At 44.1% G+C, this 18,871-nt stretch carries 18 protein-coding genes; 10 read left to right on the forward strand and 8 right to left on the reverse strand.

Annotation, left to right across the window (positions count from 1 at the left end):
* Positions 1 to 28: 28 nt before the first annotated feature.
* From AAAA78_RS08650 to AAAA78_RS08665, 4 genes are all read right to left on the reverse strand, one after another.
* Entirely contained in the window at positions 29 to 1,213 is a 1,185-nt protein-coding gene (locus tag AAAA78_RS08650; RefSeq protein WP_340591480.1) for an NAD(P)/FAD-dependent oxidoreductase, read from the reverse strand.
* A 9-nt stretch (positions 1,214 to 1,222) separates the two neighbouring features.
* A complete protein-coding gene (locus AAAA78_RS08655; RefSeq protein ID WP_340591481.1) occupies positions 1,223 to 1,771 on the reverse strand; it encodes a GNAT family N-acetyltransferase in 549 nt (182 codons plus the stop codon).
* A 37-nt stretch (positions 1,772 to 1,808) separates the two neighbouring features.
* Positions 1,809 to 2,012 carry a CPXCG motif-containing cysteine-rich protein gene (locus tag AAAA78_RS08660; protein WP_340591483.1) on the reverse strand — a complete coding sequence of 68 codons (204 nt, stop codon included), beginning with the start codon at positions 2,010 to 2,012 and terminating at the stop codon, positions 1,809 to 1,811.
* An 87-nt stretch (positions 2,013 to 2,099) separates the two neighbouring features.
* A complete protein-coding gene (locus tag AAAA78_RS08665; RefSeq protein ID WP_340591485.1) occupies positions 2,100 to 3,470 on the reverse strand; it encodes a peptide MFS transporter in 1,371 nt (456 codons plus the stop codon).
* A gap of 110 nt (positions 3,471 to 3,580) precedes the next feature.
* Here AAAA78_RS08665 and AAAA78_RS08670 point away from each other — a divergent pair, with 110 nt between their 5' ends.
* From AAAA78_RS08670 to AAAA78_RS08690, 5 genes are all read left to right on the forward strand, one after another.
* Entirely contained in the window at positions 3,581 to 6,259 is a 2,679-nt protein-coding gene (locus AAAA78_RS08670; protein WP_340591487.1) for a zinc-dependent metalloprotease, read from the forward strand.
* Positions 6,260 to 6,408: 149 nt separating this feature from the next.
* Complete coding sequence (locus tag AAAA78_RS08675) at positions 6,409 to 7,071, forward strand: hypothetical protein (RefSeq protein ID WP_340591489.1); 663 nt, start codon at positions 6,409 to 6,411, stop codon at positions 7,069 to 7,071.
* Between the two features lie 45 nt (positions 7,072 to 7,116).
* Positions 7,117 to 8,211, forward strand: a complete 1,095-nt coding sequence (locus AAAA78_RS08680; RefSeq protein ID WP_340591490.1) for a TIGR04552 family protein — start codon at positions 7,117 to 7,119, stop codon at positions 8,209 to 8,211.
* A gap of 9 nt (positions 8,212 to 8,220) precedes the next feature.
* Positions 8,221 to 8,961 (forward strand): lysophospholipid acyltransferase family protein, encoded by a 741-nt coding sequence (locus AAAA78_RS08685; protein WP_340591491.1) that lies wholly within the window; start codon positions 8,221 to 8,223, stop codon positions 8,959 to 8,961.
* A gap of 18 nt (positions 8,962 to 8,979) precedes the next feature.
* Complete coding sequence (locus AAAA78_RS08690; protein ID WP_340591493.1) at positions 8,980 to 9,273, forward strand: DUF962 domain-containing protein; 294 nt, start codon at positions 8,980 to 8,982, stop codon at positions 9,271 to 9,273.
* Here the strand turns inward: AAAA78_RS08690 and AAAA78_RS08695 are convergent, their stop codons facing one another.
* A complete protein-coding gene (locus AAAA78_RS08695) occupies positions 9,274 to 10,137 on the reverse strand; it encodes a S1 family peptidase (protein WP_340591495.1) in 864 nt (287 codons plus the stop codon).
* Between the two features lie 268 nt (positions 10,138 to 10,405).
* Between AAAA78_RS08695 and AAAA78_RS08700 the strand changes: the two genes are divergently transcribed.
* From AAAA78_RS08700 to AAAA78_RS08710, 3 genes are all read left to right on the forward strand, one after another.
* The gene (locus AAAA78_RS08700; protein ID WP_340591497.1) at positions 10,406 to 12,241 is read left to right on the forward strand and encodes a hypothetical protein; all 1,836 of its coding nucleotides are present in this window, start codon (positions 10,406 to 10,408) and stop codon (positions 12,239 to 12,241) included.
* A 44-nt stretch (positions 12,242 to 12,285) separates the two neighbouring features.
* Positions 12,286 to 12,987: a hypothetical protein gene (locus AAAA78_RS08705; RefSeq protein ID WP_340591498.1), complete on the forward strand. Its 702-nt coding sequence runs from the start codon at positions 12,286 to 12,288 to the stop codon at positions 12,985 to 12,987.
* Positions 12,988 to 13,107: 120 nt separating this feature from the next.
* Positions 13,108 to 15,039, forward strand: a complete 1,932-nt coding sequence (locus tag AAAA78_RS08710; RefSeq protein ID WP_340591500.1) for an NHL repeat-containing protein — start codon at positions 13,108 to 13,110, stop codon at positions 15,037 to 15,039.
* On the opposite strand, the gene AAAA78_RS08715 is transcribed toward AAAA78_RS08710, so the two are convergent.
* The 3 genes from AAAA78_RS08715 to AAAA78_RS08725 all read right to left on the reverse strand — a co-directional run bounded on the left by AAAA78_RS08715 (position 15,036) and on the right by AAAA78_RS08725 (position 17,035).
* On the reverse strand, positions 15,036 to 15,254 hold the full coding sequence (locus AAAA78_RS08715) for a hypothetical protein (RefSeq protein ID WP_340591501.1): 219 nt from the start codon (positions 15,252 to 15,254) through the stop codon (positions 15,036 to 15,038). The two genes, AAAA78_RS08710 and AAAA78_RS08715, sit on opposite strands and share 4 nt — an antisense overlap.
* Positions 15,238 to 15,525: a BrnT family toxin gene (locus tag AAAA78_RS08720; RefSeq protein ID WP_340591503.1), complete on the reverse strand. Its 288-nt coding sequence runs from the start codon at positions 15,523 to 15,525 to the stop codon at positions 15,238 to 15,240. Before AAAA78_RS08720 ends, AAAA78_RS08715 begins: the two co-directional genes overlap by 17 nt.
* 178 nt (positions 15,526 to 15,703) lie before the next feature.
* Complete coding sequence (locus AAAA78_RS08725; protein WP_340591504.1) at positions 15,704 to 17,035, reverse strand: hypothetical protein; 1,332 nt, start codon at positions 17,033 to 17,035, stop codon at positions 15,704 to 15,706.
* Positions 17,036 to 17,195: 160 nt separating this feature from the next.
* On the opposite strand from AAAA78_RS08725, the gene AAAA78_RS08730 reads away from it, so the two are divergent.
* A complete protein-coding gene (locus AAAA78_RS08730) occupies positions 17,196 to 18,056 on the forward strand; it encodes a 3-hydroxybutyryl-CoA dehydrogenase (RefSeq protein ID WP_340591505.1) in 861 nt (286 codons plus the stop codon).
* Positions 18,057 to 18,068: 12 nt separating this feature from the next.
* Positions 18,069 to 18,869, forward strand: coding sequence for an enoyl-CoA hydratase/isomerase family protein (locus AAAA78_RS08735; protein ID WP_340591507.1), 801 nt, complete (start codon positions 18,069 to 18,071; stop codon positions 18,867 to 18,869).
* The last annotated feature ends 2 nt before the right edge of the window (positions 18,870 to 18,871 follow it).

Below are 18,871 nucleotides of genomic sequence, written 5' to 3' on the forward strand. Positions count from 1 at the left end.
GCAGGTGCTGAAAGAGCGGCAGGAAGAATTAAACTTTAAAACGGTTGATATTCAAATGTGCTGGAATAGTTTTGCCAAACATCCCACTGACAAGAGTGCGAGCGCCGTTAAAACTTAAACCCATTCCGTGTCCAGAACAACCTGCCATCACGTGAATATTCTCGTTCTGAGGCAAAGCGCCTAACATCATCTGTCCATCCGGAGAAAATCCCATAATGCCAGACCATTGATGTGCGATCTTCGCTTGCGGTCCATACTTAAAATGACTTCTCACAAAGTCATACAAAGCTGTTTGAATTAAATCAGTTGTCGCGTCTTCGTGGGTATTTTCTTGTTCAATGGCGAGGTTTCTAAACCCACCAATCAACAAATGCCCTGTGGGAAGCTGACGGAAATAACAAAGATGCTTCGTCAGATAACAAGGACCTTTAACGAAAGCAGGTAAAGGCTCTGTAAGAAGAATCTGTCCTCTCCCAGGCTTAATGATAGAATTAAAATTCTCAAGAACCAAGGGAAGATAAGCATTCAAAGTGATCACGACCTTGTCGCCTTCAAAAACACCTTTGGAGGTGCGAATCACTGGTGTCGGCAAAGTTTTATCAATCGCTAAAACTTCGTGTTCTTCAAAAATATCAACATTCAGTTTCGCACGCATCTTTTGCAAAAGTTTGATCGGATGAATGTAGCCGTCTCCAGTGTATTGAATACCGCCTTCAAAACCCGTAACGCCGTAGTCTTTTTCCATTTCTTGCGGGCCGACTTCATAAACGTCAATGCCAGATTCACGCATAATAGCTGCTATGTTTTTGTATTTCTCCCAATGAGTTTCACTAGGAGCCACGGTGCAAGAACCTGTATGGCGGAAATCCACCTCATCCCAAGAATCTTCAATGATGTGCTTAAGAAGAAGCTCGCGGTTCTCTTCAGAAAATTTCCAAATCTCAACGGCTTTAGAAAGACCGAACTGCTCTTTGAGTTTGATAAAATGTTCCGTCGATCCGCAAGTTACAAAGCCCGCATTGCGGCCGCTGGCGCCAAAACCCACGCGGTGTTTCTCAAGAATAGCGATTTTTAATTTCGGATTTTCTTTTTGCAGCCAATACGCTGTAGAAAGTCCTGCAATTCCGCCGCCAACAATCACAACATCGTACTTCGAAGTTTTAGCCGTAGGGGAGTTAGAGACTTTTTCTTGGAGCCAGTATGACATGCTCATGACTTATCCTTAAAGATACTTGATCATTTCTTCAGCCGTGCAACGACAAGGTTTTCCGTCGCGCACACATTCATAGTCGATATCAATCCAGTATTCTGGATGAGTCGTCACACTTTGAAAGCCGAATTTAGTAAGATAACGAATCGAAGAATTATTCGGAGACTCTTTCCATGCGTGAGTCACGATGGCTAAAGTTCCTAATTTTTTAAAACACTCAATAGCGGCCTCGGAAAGTTTTGGGCCCCAGCCGCTGCCTTGTGCTTCGGGAGCTAAAAATAGACTTTGAAAGTAACCCACTTTTTCAAGAGGAACATTCCATAAATCAGGACGGAGTTTGGAACCTTTCCCTTTGCTCCAAGCACCCGGTGGGTAGGCCAAACGAAACCCCTGAATGCCTTTATCGTCTACCAAAACAAAAGAGCACATCACATCGCCGACAAGCGACTTGTGATAACAATCTTGCAGTTCTTCAAGGCTAAAATAATTCAAACCAATCGTGCGATCGGTGAACGTTTTTACTTGAGGAAGATCGGATAATTCTAGAGGACGAATATGCATAGGCCCATAAACTCATATTCAGAAATTCTGGTCAAGATCATATCGGCATCTCGTCATAACCTGCTCCACGGCCGACTCTTAGGGAAAATTTGTGGTGAGATTCGTTCCAAATGGCGTGGATATCAATAGGATGGCAGCACACTTCGCAATCCCAAATAAATTCCTGGTCGGCACCATCCTCGAGGTGAATGGTGATGCCGAATTTCTCGCGGCAGAAGGGGCATTGAACTTTGTATTCCATAAAGGCCTTCTTTGTTAGACCACCTCTTTTATTTTCGTAGAGGTGGCCCGCTTTCAAAAGACCTTGTGCCGAAATACAGGTTCTTTTCTAGACGTCTTTGCCTAGAGCATTTGTGAGGACCTTGTGCGTGAAGAAGAAAAGAACCGCCGGAATCAGACTTAAGCCCGCAAGAAGCAGGAAAAACTCATCTTTGGCGATCCTCTCGTAATAGCTTCCGATATAACCTGCGATGTAGTTTCCAAAGAACGTCGCAAGAAACCAAACACCCATCATCATCGAAACAATCTTCGCTGGAGAAACTTTCGTCACCAAGGAAAGACCAATCGGGGAGATATAAAGCTCAGCTAATGTCAGCAAGAATGTCGAACCCAAGAGCCACATCACATTGCCTTTACCGGCACCCACAGCTTGCGCCGCAAGATACATGATAACTAATGCGACAGCTCCAAGAACGCAGCCAATTGCCATCTTAGTCACAGTGCCAGGAGCCTTATTGCTACGTGCTCTCCAAGCCCAGTAACGATCCAAAAGCGGAGCGAAGAAGACGATCACCAATGGATTGAAAGATTGATACCAAGTCGAAGGAATTTCAAAACCAAAGAAGTTCCAATCGGTACTTTGATCGGACCACAACTGCAAAGTATTCCCTTGCTGTTCGTAAACACCCCAGAAGAAAATCGTCACCATGCAAAGAAACGTCAACGCAATCGTGCGAGCCCATTCTTCTTTCGTCATGGGCTGTTGAGCTTTCGCTTCCACTTCTTTGATCGATTGTTTTTGTTCTGTTTGCGGAAGATGTTTTCCACCAAAGTGATAAATCACCAAAGACACAAGCATGCCGACGCCAGCGGCGCCAAAGCCCCAGTGCCATCCTACTTTTTGTCCCAAGGTTCCGCAAATCAACGGAGACAAGATCGCACCTAAGTTGATACCCATATAGAAAATCGTATAGGCACCATCGCGGCGTGGATCGTTCTCGGCGTAAAGACCGCCCACTTGAGTCGAAATATTCGGTTTAAAGAAACCGTTACCTAAAATGAGGAACAATAAAGCAGGGAAGAACATGCTTTCTACGGCCATCAAAAAGTGACCGATAGCCATCAAGACACCGCCCACATAAACGGAGCGTCTTTGTCCGATAAAACGGTCGGCAATAATACCTCCGAAGAACGGCGTAAAATAAACGAAGCCCGTATAGAGGCCGTAAATCTGTGAAGACAGAGCCTGGTGAGAAAGTTCCCCATAGAAGGACTCTAGAACGCTTTTGATGGTCGCATATCCAAAGACCTCTTTTCCGGCATCGGCCTGCTGGAAAAGGTGTTGGATCATGTAAAGTACGAGAAGAACCCGCATTCCGTAGTAAGAAAATCTTTCCCACATCTCCGTAAAGAACAGGGTGAAAAGAGGGCGCGGATGCCCGAAGAAAGTCTTATCTGCATTGTGAGCCGTTTGAGCCATGATTCTCCTGTAAAGATTATGAACATTTCATTCTTTTTTTCAGAGGCCTTTTGATCTTCGCCACTATTTGGCATAAATGTCACCTGAAAAAGTTTTTGGGGGTTCTTGAAATGACGTTTAATAAGTACGCCGCTGTCATCAGCACCGTGATCTCATCGTTGATTCTTTCTGCCTGCACCATCAAAGAAGAACGAATCGTTGAAAAACAAGCACCTGCCGATATGCGTGCCTCTTTCTCGCCACAGAGCGTGGATTCCGCTTCTAACGCCTGCGATAAAGTCTCTTGCATCACAATTCAAAAAAACGCTTTGGGAAAGATCTTCCTTCTGATCGCTTCAGGAAAAACAGCGGGTTCAACACCTCAATGGTACGATCTAAAGCCTCTGGTTGTGAGTTTTGAAAAATCAGGTTCTAAGATCGCTCTTCTCGCTGAAAACTATAACAGCATCTACGAAGAGATCCGTACGGTGAACCTCATTCAAACATTTGACGTGGTTTCTGAAGACAGCACGTCGATCACATTTGACTGGGGACAAGGCTTAAAGACATTTGTCCTTCAGAGTTCTTATGACGTCGATGCAGCCCGCGGAAAAAACAACGACCTGACAGAGAGTTCTTTCCAATCACTTCCAGTTATTGATTCTTTTGTTCGCAATATCAAATTTGACGAAAAAAATATTGAGCTTGAGCAAATCTCTAAAGTTCGCACCGATGCTGTGAAAGCAGGCGCAAACAAGAGCATGAGTCTTGAAACGCGCGAAGAAACATTGGCAATGAATATCCAAATTCGCGCTTACAATCTTTCTCCCGAATTTAAAAAGAAAGAGTACGATAAATCCCGCCGTGTCGGTTTTTTTGTCACGAAAGTTTCTAAGAAAGGCTATAGCCAAGACATCGTAAATCTTATTACGAAGTGGGATCTTTCTCCATCAAAAGGACCTATCGTTGTGCGCGTATCGTCAGCAGTTCCTTCTGAATACGTAGGCGCTGTGACGGAAGCCGCTCTTTACTGGAATAAAGTTTTTGGTCGCGATATCGTGACTGTTAAAACAGGCGTGGATCCTCAAGCGGGTCCTGAAGATCGCAGCATCTTCGTTCGTTGGATTCCTTGGTTGGATTCTGGTGCCGCTTACGCTATCGGACAATCCGATCCTCTCACGGGTGAAGTTTTGCGTGCGCAAGTATTTATGCCTTCTGTGTTCACGCGCGTGGGCTCAGCGGATTTGGTAAACTTGAATGGTAACACACCAGTTGCTGCTGGCGCGATTGCTTGTGATTTGACGGAAAGCTTCAATGCGATCAATCAAATCGCTCGCGAAGCCAGTGACTCTCAAAGACTTCGTCTAGCTCAAGACAGTGTTCGTGCGACAGTGGCCCACGAACTAGGACACGCTTTGGGACTTCGTCATAACTTCGCTGGGTCCTTCTCTGCGAAAGTTTCAACTAAAGAAATCTACGAATCCGCTAAAACTTATTTGAAAGACCTCAATCATCAAGGACTTGAGACTTCGACAAGCATCATGGACTATGTCAGTGGTATTGATGATGTCTTGATGGCCGGAAGAATCAAGTACGCGGCTTTGTCTTACGATAAAATGGCGATGGACTGGGCTTATTCAGACAACGATACGGCTTTAAATGAAAAAACATCTTTGTACTGCACAGACGATGATATTTCTTTGGCGAACAGTCAGTCTTTGCAAATCTATGGTTGTGAACGCTTTGATGCTGGTAACAATCCTCTTTTAAGAAAATACCTTGATGCAAAAGGTGAAAAAGAAAATCTAACGAAAGTTCTTTTTGCTTCGATCATCGGTCGCTTGTATCCATCCGATCAGCCCACAGTTGTTGCAAATCTTGATACAGTTTTGCAAGACACGATGAAATGGGGACGCGCGAACCTTGATGCTTTGAAGTTTGTAAGCCAAGTCGTGATGGATATTTCTAAGAACAATACAGCAGCACCGGTATTTGCGTCTCTTGAAAGTGTGAAGTCAGGGCAAGTGCTTTACTCTAAAATGGGTATGGATGAAGCGTTGACGAAAGAGCGTGCGCGTTCTTTGGCAGAAGCAGGCGGTTATGCTTCGATGCTCAACGATCTTTGGAGAAATGCTGATGGCACGATTTCAACTAACTGGCTTGCTCAACAAATCGAAGAGCTTAAAAACAGTCCTTATCTTGCTAAAGGTAAAACTTTAGGTGGTCGCGAGTATGAACTCACTCCTGAGCAGCAAGAAAAAGTAGTTAAATTCTATCAAAGCCTTATCACGACAAATCGCAAAGTCTTAGCTGCAGGTGTGGCGGAACTTCTGCCAAAACTTGATGAGATGGAGCAAGACGCGAACGGCTTGACGGCGTCCATCACGGCATTGTTACCTCGCGGTTTATTAACCGAAGATGGTTCAGCATCCTTGGCAAATCTTTATTTGGATCTTGTAGCTGCCAATGAGGGTGAGCAGGTTGTTAAAGTGGGTGCGGGTCTTACCAAAGAAGTGAAAGTCGTAAAATCCTTCCTGACAGCTGAAGAAAAAGCGAAATGGGCGAAGCTGCTTTCTTCTAAAGGATTGCGCTTTGATATGGATATGAAGAAGGCTCTTGTGCGTAAGTCTCAATATGACAAGGTCAATACATTCTTAAAAGAGATCGATGCGACTTTGGATTTAAGCACAGTGAAAAAGCCTGCAGATCTTGCTTCTCAATTGCTTCAACAAGGTCTTATTGATTCTGCGGCTTCAAGCTGGTTGAGCAACGAGGTGAATACTCTGATTGCTCTAGAAAAAGTAATGTAAAGCTTTTGAACAGCTGATTCCCTAAAAGGTCCTTATTGCAAAACCCGTCTCAGTGCGAGACGGGTTCTTTTTTATCTGCCGTTTATATTCGTTCTGGAATGCCAAGGTCTGGTCCACCTCTTGCCTATACAGTAGGTATGGAGGCATTTATGAAAACATCTTTCTTTAACAAATCAATGATGGGAGTCTTGGTAGCATTGGCTCTATCCTTGTCGGCTTGTGGCAAGAAAGATAGCAGTGCGGTGAGAGTTGCAGGTCGCGGGACTCCAACAGGAGTTTCACAAAGCGGTGGAACGACTCCAAACACTTGCAGTAATGCCAACATGACTTGGGGTAAGATCTTCGATCCTTACGCTTCTTCAGCTTTTGAATCACAAGTGAAAGGTTTTGTCTCTGCGACATTAGATCCACAAAGCTTGGGTACAATCAGCGGTAACATTAATGACAAAACGGGTATCGACTTTAGCGGTTCATTTCAATTCGACACGGCAGGGAAGTTGATTCCGACATCTTCAACAGTCGTGATTAAGATCTTCGATTCTTTTGTTGGCCAAGTGTACAACGGGCAAACAATCGTTCCTTATGTTGTTGAGTTTAAACAAGCCAGCGAAGGTATGATTGATCGCAATACGCGTCAAATCCAAGTTAAGTTTAAGGACAGCTACGGAGAGATCATCTTCCAAGGTCAATACGACAACACGACAGTCCAAGGCACTGTTCAGTATCAGAACTACACGGCGGTAAACGGTTACCAACCGGCAGCCGGCACTCTTGGCAGCTTCAAAGCTTACACGTGCGCTCTTATTAAATAAGCGGCGCGTCTTGATTCACCCCCTATCCAGTTCAAAGATAGGGGAATGCCTCAACGTTTCATCTTTGACTCTTCTATTTTAAATTCTGTTGTTGGGGGGCATTCGGCCATCGAAATCCCCAAACTCAACATTCATACGCTAGAGGCGGCCAGTTCCTTTCTTCTCAGTTATGGATTTGATGTCACTCGTGAGAGTGATTTAGAAAAGCTCTGGTACTACCACCGTCGCGCTTTGGTGTTGATGCTAGAAAAGCTGGGCTTTCAAGATTCAGAGCTTCCAGAGGTCTTTAGAGACCGCAAAGGACTTTCTGATATCCGTCAGCTTTTGATCTATGCAAGCTCGCAAAACCCTGATGAAAAGGAATTGCAGCGCTGGGCGTGTGCGATTCTTCGTTGTATGCACGTTTTCGTTCATGCAGAGAACGATCTTTTTAGTTCGTTCTCCGAAGAGATCCAATCGCAGATTCTCACGCCCTTTCAAGATTGCATTCGTCATGACGGGACGACTCATCGTACGTTCCTGCAAAGTTCTCACATGGAAAAAATGGAGCCGATTGAGCTTTTAGGTTTTGAAGTAAAACCTTTTAAAACCTCTTCAAGCACGGTGATTAAGCTTTTGGCAAAACCCGATGCCTTGGCGATGAAGATTTTTGATAAGCTGGGTGTTCGTTTTATCACACGCAATCTTTTTGATACCTTCCAGGTCGTGCGTTTCCTGATTCGTGAAAATGTGATCAGTTTTCCGCACATCATGCCGGACCAAAGTTCTAATAACCTGTATCCCGTAAGCTTGTTCATGGAAGTGTGTGATGATCTGGCTCATCGCCTGGATACTTTGGATGAGAAAAGCATTCAAAAAGCATTTGATCAAAAACTTGCAGAGCAAGGCGAGAATGTAAAGTTCCTAAGAAAAGAAAATTTCTTTTCTGGCGAAGACTATCGTTTTATTAAATTTATCTCGCGCAAATTGATTCACATCAAACCGACGGCAGGAAAAGAAGAGTTTAGCTTCTTCTATCCTTACGAGGTGCAAATCATGGATCAAGCCGCACATCAAAAAATTTTGTCGGGGCCTTCGGAACATCAGGCTTACAAGGAAAGACAAAGACTGGCGGCGCGCAAGCGTCTGTTCCCTGAATAGAGTTATTATATGTTTTGGAAGTTGCTTTCGTATCCTCGTTCTTTATTGGCGCTCATTTGGTTTCCTATTCACACCATGCTTTGTGCATTGGCTTTGATTATTGTGAATCTCACGATGAACAATCGTCCCTTGGAAGATCACATTGTCGAGTTTTGGACTCGCAATGCATGTCGCATGTTCGGTGTGAAGGTTGTTGTAAAGGGTCTTGAGAATCGTCCTTCCGGCGGATTCTTGTACGTGTTTAATCACACAAGCTTCTTTGATATTTTTGCGATGAATGGATATTTGGGAAGTTTCCGTTTTGGTGCAAAGATTGAGCTTTTTAAAATTCCTGTTTTTGGACCAGCCATGCGCCGTGCCGGGATTTTGCCAATTGCCCGTGAACGTCGCGAAGAGGTCTTTAAAGTTTACCAAGCCGCTGAGGCGCGTATCAAAGCAGGGGAGCGGTTTGCCTTAGCTCCTGAGGGAACTCGTCAAAACAGCGAGCGATTAGGGAATTTTAAATCCGGTCCTTTTATTTTTGCTATCAATGCGAAAGCGCCGATTGTTCCAGTGATTGTCAAAGGAGCGGCTGCGATTTTACCAAAAGGACACACAGTTCCCAACTGGGGCGTGTGGAGTCGGACGGTTACATTGCAAGTCTTGCCGCCGATCAATCCCAACGAGTATACTATTGAACAAAGACCTCAATTGCAGGAGCGTGTTCGTAAAGTGATGGAGCCGTACTTTCAAGAGGACAGTACTCAGTAGTTTTTTTGAGGAGTGCTTATGACAACATTTAAAGAGTTTTGGCCTTTTTATTTGCAAGAGCACTCTCATCCCATCAATCGTCGTCTGCATTTCGTCGGCACTCTATGTGTTCATCTTGTTTTGCTTTATGCACTTTTCACTCAAGAATGGATGGCGCTCTGGCTTTTGCCGGTGATTGGCTATGGCTTTGCTTGGGTGGGGCACTTTGGTGTTGAGAAAAACAGACCCGCGACATTTAAACATCCTTGGTGGTCTCTCATGGGAGACTTCAAGATGTTTTACTCAATGTGCGCGGGTAAGCTTTGGAAGTAATTAAAAATCCGCTCCTTCTGCTGCGGCTTTCTTAGAGAGAAGGCTCAGCATATTTTTTTGAATCCACTCGTCATGGAATTGAACATTAATATAAAGACCGCGATCAATGCACAGATTGCGGTCTTCAACGGGAACTTCAGGATTAAAGAACGTTCTTGAAGCAATACCGACAACGTAAGTTTTGTTATCAATAGTAACGATCGCAGGACCTCCGGAGTCTCCCTGGCAAAATCCCTTTCCTTGGTTTTGTGTCACAATAAAAGAAGACGACGTCGCTACGTAGTTTTGCACGTCAAGAGTGGCGGTACGTAAAACACCCACGTGTCCAGGAAAAGCGGGGCGCCCATCCGAGCGGCCGTAACCCGCAGCCGTGACTTGCATTAGATGCAAATCGAAGTCCTTTGCTGGGAGATTCATGATCTCAATATCTTTTGGAAGTTCGTTTTCTAAAAGAATCAGTGCTACGTCTGCGTTTTTATCTCCCGCAGTATAATCTGGATGAACCACTACGTCGATACCACGAATAGAAACGCTTTCTCCCTGAGCGTTTTTAAGAAGGATCATATGTGAAGGCGGAGAGTTTGCAATAATACAGTGAGCGGCCGTTAAGATGATTGAAGGAGAAATCGCACTCGCAGTACACTGAGAGGAAATCGGTTTTTGTTCAACTCCGTCAACCGGAGGTCGTTGATAACGGATTTTAAAGTTCAAGGCCTGGCGAGCTATAATATTGTCTTCAGGAACATCTTCACCACCCACGATTCCGTTGCTTTCCTCATGTTCTATGGCGTTTTGGGAAGATGATGTCACTTTGTCCTGACATCCCAACATCGCAAGAATTAGAAAGCAAAAAATTACTCTCATGTCATTTCTCCTGTCACTGAGCCCAAAAATGGGACCACATTACTATTCAACAACGATATATCCGCGCTGATCGATCGTTCAGGGAAACATTGCTGGAATAATGCCAGCAATGTTCGTTGAAATTTTGCGAACGAGGACAATAAGTGGTCTTTTTTCAAGGGTTTGACAGCCTTCATACTCCGAGCGTGGATTAACGCTTTGATGGCGTTGGCGAGGTTCTTGGAAGAAGACCTTCAAGGTCCAACTTCCAAAAAGAGAGAGTGTTCCAATGAAACACCTAAAAAGAATCACGGCATCCGTTTTATTGCTATCGACTTCTACTGTGTGGGCACAAGAAAAGCTGAATACTCAGATGCGCGATCTGGAGAAAGTTTTTTCCGAAAACGACCAGAAGTACGAGCAAAAATACGGGCAAGAGCAGGGAAAAGAGGGAACTCGTCATTTTGATTCTTACTTCTATTACGAAACGGAACCTGAAGGGGATTACGTTGATGTGTCGGCCTTTAGTATCAACGACACCTTTAAAGGTCGTCTTATGGAATACACCAGAGTGGTCGATCTTTATAAAGCCGCCTTTGGATTGGATAACCAAACTTTTTCTAAAGCAAGATCTTACAACGAAAGTTTAAATCTTCTTTCGCAACAAGCTTCATCGCTGACGCAAGATCAAAAACTTTTATTCTTATCATTGTCAGGATCTCGCTTGGCCGGATTTTATTCGCAAAGTGAATCTAATAAAAATACGTCGGAAGAGCTTTTCCAAAACTCTTTGTCGTCTGGAAATGAGGGCGGCATTTGCGGTGACATTCATAAGTATCTCGCGGGACAAGCAAAGGCCTTGGGGTTTAAAGACGTCGGACTTCACACTGGGATATGGCAAAAAGACAAGAAGGGCCAGGATTCCGGTGGACATTTTATTTATCACTTTAGAGATCCAAAAACCGGCGAGTACTATATTCAAAACTACTCCCAGGTGATTAATACGGGACAAAAGAGTCAGCAGAGCATGCTTGAAATCAGCAATCGAGTTTTGGGTCCTCTTGTTGGCACCGTTTATTCAGAGGGAAAGCGCGGTGATTTTCACGCTTATATTCCGCAGACATCATTGTGGGTTCAAGAAGGTCTTAAAGAACTTGCTTATGCTGGAAAAGAGGATTCGATTTTACAAGTGCGCATTGGCAATCAAAGTAACTCCGTGGGTATGCAGGTTGTAAAACAAGATGCCAGTGGTTCTTATCTGAGAGCCTTTATGCTCCATCAAAAATACTCTTCAGAAGAAGGCATTTATCAATTTTCAGGAGCCGGACTTGCGAGTGGTGCGAGTGTTAGTATTTATACGGACACTCTGGTTGATGAATTCGGACTTTCTGCGCGCGGTTATGTGGCGGCAGGGCAAGTGGGAGCTCCGACCCTCAACAATGAGATGGAGTGGGAGCAAAAACAAAGAAATGTCTTTTTAAACAATATGCAACTCCGAGGTACGGCCCGAGTGAATCGCACGACGGGACGTGTGGAGCTAGAGACATCGAGCATTGATCGCAACCTCAAACGGCCGAAAGATATGAGTGCTCCGGATATGAGTGTAAAGCTCGGCGCCAGCTACTCTTCTGAGAGCGTCACCGTGGATCAAGAACGTACGTTTCGTCGTGTGAAAGATGGACACTATTCATCCACTTCAAAATGGGTGACAGAGTCTGACAAGATTTCTTTGATTTTTGATAAACAGATCGGGAAAGTTTATTTGCTCGTTCGTGGTGAACTGTATCTGTTTGAGGGCATTGAAAAGATGGCGGCACAAGCCGTCAAGAATGTTGTTGAGGCCTCGTTTCCGTTGGGAAGTCTTGGCGAAGTCTATGTTGCTATGGATGTTGCGAAAGTGGTCGGGAATAAGTCAGGTGATCCATTCTATGATATTCCTGCCTCCTCAGAATTTAAGGTGGGATTAAAAAGAGATTTCGCCAAATTCGTTCAAGCCGGTGCTGAGGCGTCTTACCGTAAAGGCCGAAGAATTTACCCATTGTACGATAAAGAAATCACTCCGGGCGTAGAAGGTGATGGAGTCAAGGGATTTGGCGGGATGATTTGGATGAGCTTGAAATGGTGATTAATCAGCAGTTGTGATTTTCTCAGTGGTGAAGGAATGTTTTTATGAAACTCTATCTTCTTTTGTTTGTATATCTTTTAATGGTGAGCGGTGAGGCTCATGCCGGAATGTTCGTATGGACGACCTGGAATACACGAAGAGGGCATGGGGTGAAGGTTTGTTTTGCCAATCCCGTTGAAAATTCAAAAGAGAGTTATAAAAGAAGTCCTTGGAGTGACGAACAAAAGCGTCTTGTGCAAACCTGGGTCGAGCAGGAATACACGCCAGAGCGTACAGGGATTTACTTTTATGGTTTCACAGATTGTGTTGTTGGTGATCGAAGCAATGTGATCATCAATTACCGTAAAAGATTGAAGATAGGTTGGGATTCCGTTACACGGGCTCAATCGACACTTGGACAAGGATTGATGTACGCTTCTCGAGATTTTCCAGGAGCTGCAGGTTCGATTCAGTTTTTTATTAGTGGACTTTCTAAATCTACGGTAGTTCATGAATTCGGACATACAGCAGGCCTTATGCATGAGCACGATCATCCCAACGCTGTTGGTTGTGACATTGACGGCAGTAAGAAAGAGCCGATGATCTTTGCTCGTGGTTACACCGAGTATGATCCGGACTCCATTATGAGTTACTGCGTGACTCGCAATTACCGAGATCGCGGTCTTAGTCAGGGTGATCTTTTCACTTTAAAACTCATGTACATCGAGCATGTGTCTCCGCCTGAGACACCGACCATTCTGAGATAGAAATGCGCCCTATAAGTCGCGTTTCTGACCGGTCGCCGAACGTTTTAGCGGAAACTGATTAATTATCTATAAAAGCCGAGACACATTTTTCCGAAAAGTACATAAGTCTAGTAGGAAGTGATGTCGAACGTTTTTGGAATTCTTTTTTTAGTATTTACGTTTGCTTTGGTTGGATGTTCATTGGAGGCCAAGCTCGATCCATCTTCCCTGGTGGGATTTGTTCCTGATCTGACGAAATCTCCTTCTGTTTCTAATAAATCCAGTTTTGATGGTTTATCTTTAGGGCGTGCTTATCAAGGTTATGAGCCCTATGGAATTTTCCATCTTGAAAGACGAGCTGACGGAAAGCTTTTGGCGATGACGATGTCGTTATCGGACATGATGGGAGGCGGTAGCCAGGGAATTCTGCGCATCAGTCCTGTGATTGGAACACTTGAACAAAAAAGCCCTATAAGTGCCTTGCATAATATTGCGGGACCCAACGCTCGAACGATGGGAGTTGACGGGCGATTTTATTTTGCTCAAGAAGGAAAGGTCTATCGAATCAGTCCTGATTTTTCAACAGTGGAGGAAGTCGTCTCGATCTCTCAACAGATAGCAACTGTCGGAGTAGACTCTTCTTCGTCAGTTTACTTTAGCGTTCCTTACGGAACTCCATTAAATTATCAACACCTTTATAAGTGGGTGGCGGGAAATCCCGTGGTCTTTGCAAAGCAAGCGGATGGAGTTTCTGATTATTTATTTGCAGGTTATCCGCAAAAGATTCTAATCGATAATAACGACAAAGTTTATGTTTATGACGTTGTAAATACAGGCAGTGATTTTATCTCTACAATGACACGTTTTTCGTCGTCAGGTGTTTTTGAGCAGTCCTTTCCTATCGGGTTTACAGATTATGCTGGAAAAAAACCGTATGCGCGGGATTTAAACTGGGATAAAGATCGAAATAATATCATTGCTGTCGGGGTTCCTCAGACTGTTGCGACGTCTTATGTGGCTCCTTATAAAATCGGCGTTTATTCGAAGACCGGTGTTTTGCAGTCAAGTCACACGGCGAATATTTTCTTTGATGGCTATACGTATCCCACGGCTTGCGTTATCGATGATGAGGTATTTATTGGAAATACCAATGGTATCTTTGCTTATCATCTTATCGATCACACAATCCGTTGGATTGGCTCGGGCGGAACTGGCAATGGCGAGTTTGCGGGTTTCTTAGGGGATGGGCTGAATGGTGCTATGAGTATTGATAGTCATGACAACGTTTACATCGCTGATATTGGGAACTTCCGCATCCAGAAGTTCAATTCTCAAGGTGTTTATCAAAGCAGTATTGCAACAGGCTCAGATTATCCTCGGGGTTTGACACTCACTAAAGATGACCGGTTGGTTTATTTGGGAAAAGATTCTCAGCAAACCGAACGCAATCATATGGTGAGTTTAAATAGTTCGATGCAAGTCGTATCAACTGTAACGAAAACGGTTTCAGAGGCTGACGATGCTTGGCTTGATCCAAAACGGATGGCCGTAAATTCTCAAGGGCATCGGTACGTGGTGGACTTGCGTTCAATGAGTATCAACGGCACTCCTTATATTATCCCTGTAAGGATTTTTGATGAAGCTGGTAACTATATCGGGAAAATATCAATGCCGGATCTTGGAGGCAGCGATGTCTCGATGCCGACGGATATTTTCATTGATGCCGAGGACTCTGTGTGGATTTCTAAAATGCATAAAATTGAGAAATACGATTCACAACACAATCTTGTGAAAACTCTCGACGGTTTTGGTTATATTATTAAATTTGCCATGGATAAGCGTGGTTATATTTACGTTGTTGATATCGATATGATGAATCTGGCAGCGAGCAGTGTGAAAATCTATGATGAAACCGGGACGTTTGTGTCCCAGATTGATAGTACGACTCCGGGTTTAGAAACCGATCCTTTGAGAGTGCCCGTAAGCGTTGCCGTGGATAGCAAATATCGCATTTATGTTTCTGACGGTACCAACCGCATTCGTCGCTTTACGCCGGTCACGGCCTCGCCTTAAGCCGACCATTTAAAGGTCAGCTTCTTTTTTTGTTTTACGCAGTCTAAAAGATAAAGGTCTATCAACTGTTGATAGGGCACTCCTGTTGATTTAGATAGCTGCTTAAAATACGTAATAACGGCGGGGCTTAAATTAATACCTACGGCCTTCTTTTTCATTTTAGGATAAGGATTTTTAGTCTCTTTCATTTTTGAAAAGTTATATTCCTTTTTCATAAAAATCCCTTTCTTTTCTTGTAACAGGGCGAGCTGAAATAATACGTACTTTTTCTTCGTTATCACGATACACGTGAACGACAACCAATGTCTTACGAGCGATATTCATTCCTATCAAAATAAATCGCGATTCATCGTCAGAGTGATGGGAGTCGAAAAAAAGACGACCTAGTGGATCATCAAAAACGCTGGTTACTTCTTCAAACCAAATGCCATGCTTTTTGAAGTTTGAGAAGTTCTTCTTCTCATCCCAATCAAATTCTAAAGTCATCTAGATAATACCTATATTTTGTCTATATATCAAGTTTGTGGAAAAAAAGTTTTCTAAACTGGTTGAAACCCGTGTTAATGCAAAGCCCGGCGGAGCCTTATAAGGAATTTAAAGGGTATAGAACGTAGAAATGTCCGGAGTTAACCGTATCGGCTCTTATGTGCAATAAGACAAAAAATTAATTCTTAATAACATCCCAATGCAAATCGCCAATCAAACTGCGAAGTTTGATTTGTTTTACACCAGTGTCGACGTGAATAAGAATGCGGGAATTCGGAAGCGCTTCGATTTGAGTTAAGCGCATGATCTTAGGATTGCTGTGGTAAGCGGCCTCAATGGCTTGCGCGATGTTGTCCCAGCGGATGAAGGGTTCAAAACTTTTTCCGTGATTGGTGCTCTTGTAAGATCCTACAAACCAGGTTCCGTTCGGGTGAATACTCACAGGATAATTTTGTTTTCCAAAAAGAGGAATCTGAGTCCATGTTAAACCGTCTTCAGTGCGATAAACGCCTTCTGACGAAACGATTCCTCGTACGGAGTTTTTGTTCTCAAACGCGATGGAATAAATCTCGCGCTTTAAGAGTGAATCTGTTGTGACAGTCGATTTTGACGGAGCTTCTGGTTCTTCAAGTAAAAGATTCTTTTTCTTCCACCAAACTTCGCCGTGGCCATCAATCTTGCTAATGCCCCAGATGTGCGCTTCTGGTTTTAAAATCTCCACGCGCGCGCGAAGAGGCGGGCCATAAGAAGCACTGTCGGGACGAATCACAATGCCACGATGAGAATTTGTGACGTATCCCAAAATCTCTTTCATCGGAATCGTTTCGCCTTTTTGCGTGATGATCACGTCGTTATTGCGATAAAGAACAGTGACCCAATTTTTCTTTGGGTGATAGGCAAGGCTTGCAAAATCAGCGCGTGAAACAAAGTGCGTGATGTCTGCATAGCCGATTTGATTTCCGTATTGAATTTTTAAAAAGCTTTTTGTGATTTCCAGAGGAACTATTCGGCGCAAACGGGGAATCGTCGTTAAAACTCTCGCAGAAGAATCTGCATTCTGGCGAAGATAAGTGTCGATAAGATTCGTGTAAATTCCCAAATCATCATGACGACTCTGCAGAGCTTGCAAAGGCAGCCAGCCTTCGACTTTGCTGTCTTTTTCTTTCACGCGGACCCAAAAATCTTCGACAGTGACGATCTCCAAAGAAGTTTTTGCCGAAAGATTTTTTACAGGAGGTGCATCGCTGCGATTCAAGCTTAAAAGGGGAGTAGCTGATTTCGTCTCAACAAAACGAGCCACTTCAATATCGCGCAAGATCTGATCGCTTTGCATCGCGTATTCTTTTTTGTCCCAAGAAGCGTGAAAAGAGATTTCGGTCTCAGAGCGGATCAGCTTATCTTCCAAAGTTGTTCGACTCACCTGGCCAGAGGCGAAAAGGCTGTTCTTGTTGCGGAAAAAAGAGACAGCGGTGTCTGCGTCCGTCGATAGAGCAGCCCAAGAAGTAGGCACAAGGAAAAGTATTGGCAATGTCAGAGAGAGTACGGACCGCATTTCTTTATTTTGCGGGGTGAGGAAGAGCCTCTCAAGACCAGAACTTTTGACCTCTGGTCTAAAGTTAGGTACTGGTAATGCGTTGGTTTTTCAATCTAATTTAACGCGGAGTGATATAATGAATATCAAAACTATCGGCGTCGTAGGCGCAGGACAAATGGGGAACGGCATCGCACAAGTGGCGGCCAATTTTGGTTTTAACGTCATCATGTTGGATGTCAGCGGAGCGGCTCTTGAAAAAGGGATCGCAACAATCTCTGGAAGCTGTGATCGTATCATCAAAAAAGGTGGGATGAGCGAAGCCGACAAAGCAGCGTTGTTGGGCCGAATTAAAACAGCTCAAGAAACAGCGGCTTTGAAAGATTGCGATATCGTGATTGAAGCAGCGACTGAAAATATCGACTTGAAACTTAAGATCTTTAAAGACCTTGATGCGGCTGTAAAACCAGAAGCGTTGTTGGTTTCAAACACATCTTCGATCTCTATCACAAAAATCGCAGGCGTGACAAAACGTCCAACGAAAGTAGCAGGCATGCACTTCATGAATCCTGTTCCTTTGATGAAGTTGGTGGAAGGAATTCGCGGTTTGCAAACTTCCGATGAAACTTTTACGACAGTAAAAGCGTTGGCGGAAAAAATGGATAAAGTTTTCGTTGAGTCTGTGAAAGACATGCCGGGCTTTATCGTCAATCGCATCTTGATGCCGATGATTAACGAAGCGGTTTACACTCTTCACGAAGGTATCGCTTCTGTCGAGTCTATCGACAGCGCGATGAAATTGGGAACAAACCAACCTATGGGCCCGTTGACGTTGGCAGACTTTATCGGTCTTGATACGTGCCTTGCGATCATGAACGTGCTTCATGATGGTTTGGGAGATTCTAAATACCGTCCATGTCCTCTTCTTGTGAAATACGTTGAAGCGGGATGGTTGGGACGTAAGACAGGTCGTGGTTTCTACGACTACTCAGCGAAGTAATAGGAATTACTTATGGCAAATTTTAATTATAAAACAATTCTTCTTGAGCAAAAGACTAATGGCGTTTGGCTTCTTACCGTCAACCGTCCTGAGTCTTTGAATGCTCTGAATTCCACAGTGCTCAACGAAATGGGCGAAGCTCTTCGTCAAATCGGAGAGATGTCTTACGAAGACGCTCGTGCTTTGATCATCACGGGTGCTGGAGAGAAAGCTTTCGTTGCGGGCGCTGATATCAAAGAAATTCATGATCTCGATGAAGAAAAAGCTTTGGTCTTCGCACAGCGCGGTCAAAGTATTTTCCACGAACTCACTTTGCTAAAAATTCCCGTGATCGCAGCGGTCAATGGTTTTGCTTTGGGTGGTGGTTGTGAACTCGCATTGGGTTGCGATTTCATCTACGCTTCTGAAAATGCAAAATTCGGTTTGCCAGAAGTAAGCCTTGGTTTGATCCCGGGCTTCGGCGGAACTGTTCGTATGGCTCGCGCTATCGGGCAACGTCGCGCACGTGAGTTGACATACACAGGTGGTATGATCACGGCACAAGAAGCGCAAACTGTGGGTCTTGTAAATAAAGTTTTCCCGGCGGCAGAGCTCATGCCTGCTGTGATGAAAACAGTAGAAGCAATTTTAGCCAAAGCTCCGATTGCCGTAGGTTCTGCAAAGATCTCTATCAATCAAGCTTGGGATATGGATGTTGAAGAAGCGCAAAAGAACGAAGCGAAAATTTTCGCTGAGCTTTTCAATTCTGAAGACGTAAAAGAAGGCACTGGTGCTTTCATCGAAAAACGCAAGGCAAACTTTAAGGGTCACTAGGT

The sequence above is a fragment of the Bdellovibrio sp. BCCA genome, assembly GCF_037996825.1.
Taxonomy (GTDB): Bacteria; Bdellovibrionota; Bdellovibrionia; order Bdellovibrionales; family Bdellovibrionaceae; genus Bdellovibrio.

Bases quoted from the DNA above. Each gene is read 5' to 3' on its own strand.
- AAAA78_RS08670 (WP_340591487.1), top strand. From the start codon at position 3,581: ATGACGTTTAATAAGTACGCCGCTGTCATCAGCACCGTGATCTCATCG.
- AAAA78_RS08705 (WP_340591498.1), top strand. From the start codon at position 12,286: ATGAAACTCTATCTTCTTTTGTTTGTATATCTTTTAATGGTGAGCGGT.
- AAAA78_RS08720 (WP_340591503.1), bottom strand. From the start codon at position 15,525: ATGACTTTAGAATTTGATTGGGATGAGAAGAAGAACTTCTCAAACTTC.
- AAAA78_RS08690 (WP_340591493.1), top strand. From the start codon at position 8,980: ATGACAACATTTAAAGAGTTTTGGCCTTTTTATTTGCAAGAGCACTCT.
- AAAA78_RS08660 (WP_340591483.1), bottom strand. From the start codon at position 2,012: ATGGAATACAAAGTTCAATGCCCCTTCTGCCGCGAGAAATTCGGCATC.
- AAAA78_RS08665 (WP_340591485.1), bottom strand. From the start codon at position 3,470: ATGGCTCAAACGGCTCACAATGCAGATAAGACTTTCTTCGGGCATCCG.
- AAAA78_RS08735 (WP_340591507.1), top strand. From the start codon at position 18,069: ATGGCAAATTTTAATTATAAAACAATTCTTCTTGAGCAAAAGACTAAT.
- AAAA78_RS08680 (WP_340591490.1), top strand. From the start codon at position 7,117: ATGCCTCAACGTTTCATCTTTGACTCTTCTATTTTAAATTCTGTTGTT.
- AAAA78_RS08715 (WP_340591501.1), bottom strand. From the start codon at position 15,254: ATGAAAAAGGAATATAACTTTTCAAAAATGAAAGAGACTAAAAATCCT.
- AAAA78_RS08650 (WP_340591480.1), bottom strand. From the start codon at position 1,213: ATGAGCATGTCATACTGGCTCCAAGAAAAAGTCTCTAACTCCCCTACG.
- AAAA78_RS08655 (WP_340591481.1), bottom strand. From the start codon at position 1,771: ATGCATATTCGTCCTCTAGAATTATCCGATCTTCCTCAAGTAAAAACG.
- AAAA78_RS08675 (WP_340591489.1), top strand. From the start codon at position 6,409: ATGAAAACATCTTTCTTTAACAAATCAATGATGGGAGTCTTGGTAGCA.
- AAAA78_RS08710 (WP_340591500.1), top strand. From the start codon at position 13,108: ATGTCGAACGTTTTTGGAATTCTTTTTTTAGTATTTACGTTTGCTTTG.
- AAAA78_RS08700 (WP_340591497.1), top strand. From the start codon at position 10,406: ATGAAACACCTAAAAAGAATCACGGCATCCGTTTTATTGCTATCGACT.
- AAAA78_RS08730 (WP_340591505.1), top strand. From the start codon at position 17,196: ATGAATATCAAAACTATCGGCGTCGTAGGCGCAGGACAAATGGGGAAC.
- AAAA78_RS08695 (WP_340591495.1), bottom strand. From the start codon at position 10,137: ATGAGAGTAATTTTTTGCTTTCTAATTCTTGCGATGTTGGGATGTCAG.
- AAAA78_RS08685 (WP_340591491.1), top strand. From the start codon at position 8,221: ATGTTTTGGAAGTTGCTTTCGTATCCTCGTTCTTTATTGGCGCTCATT.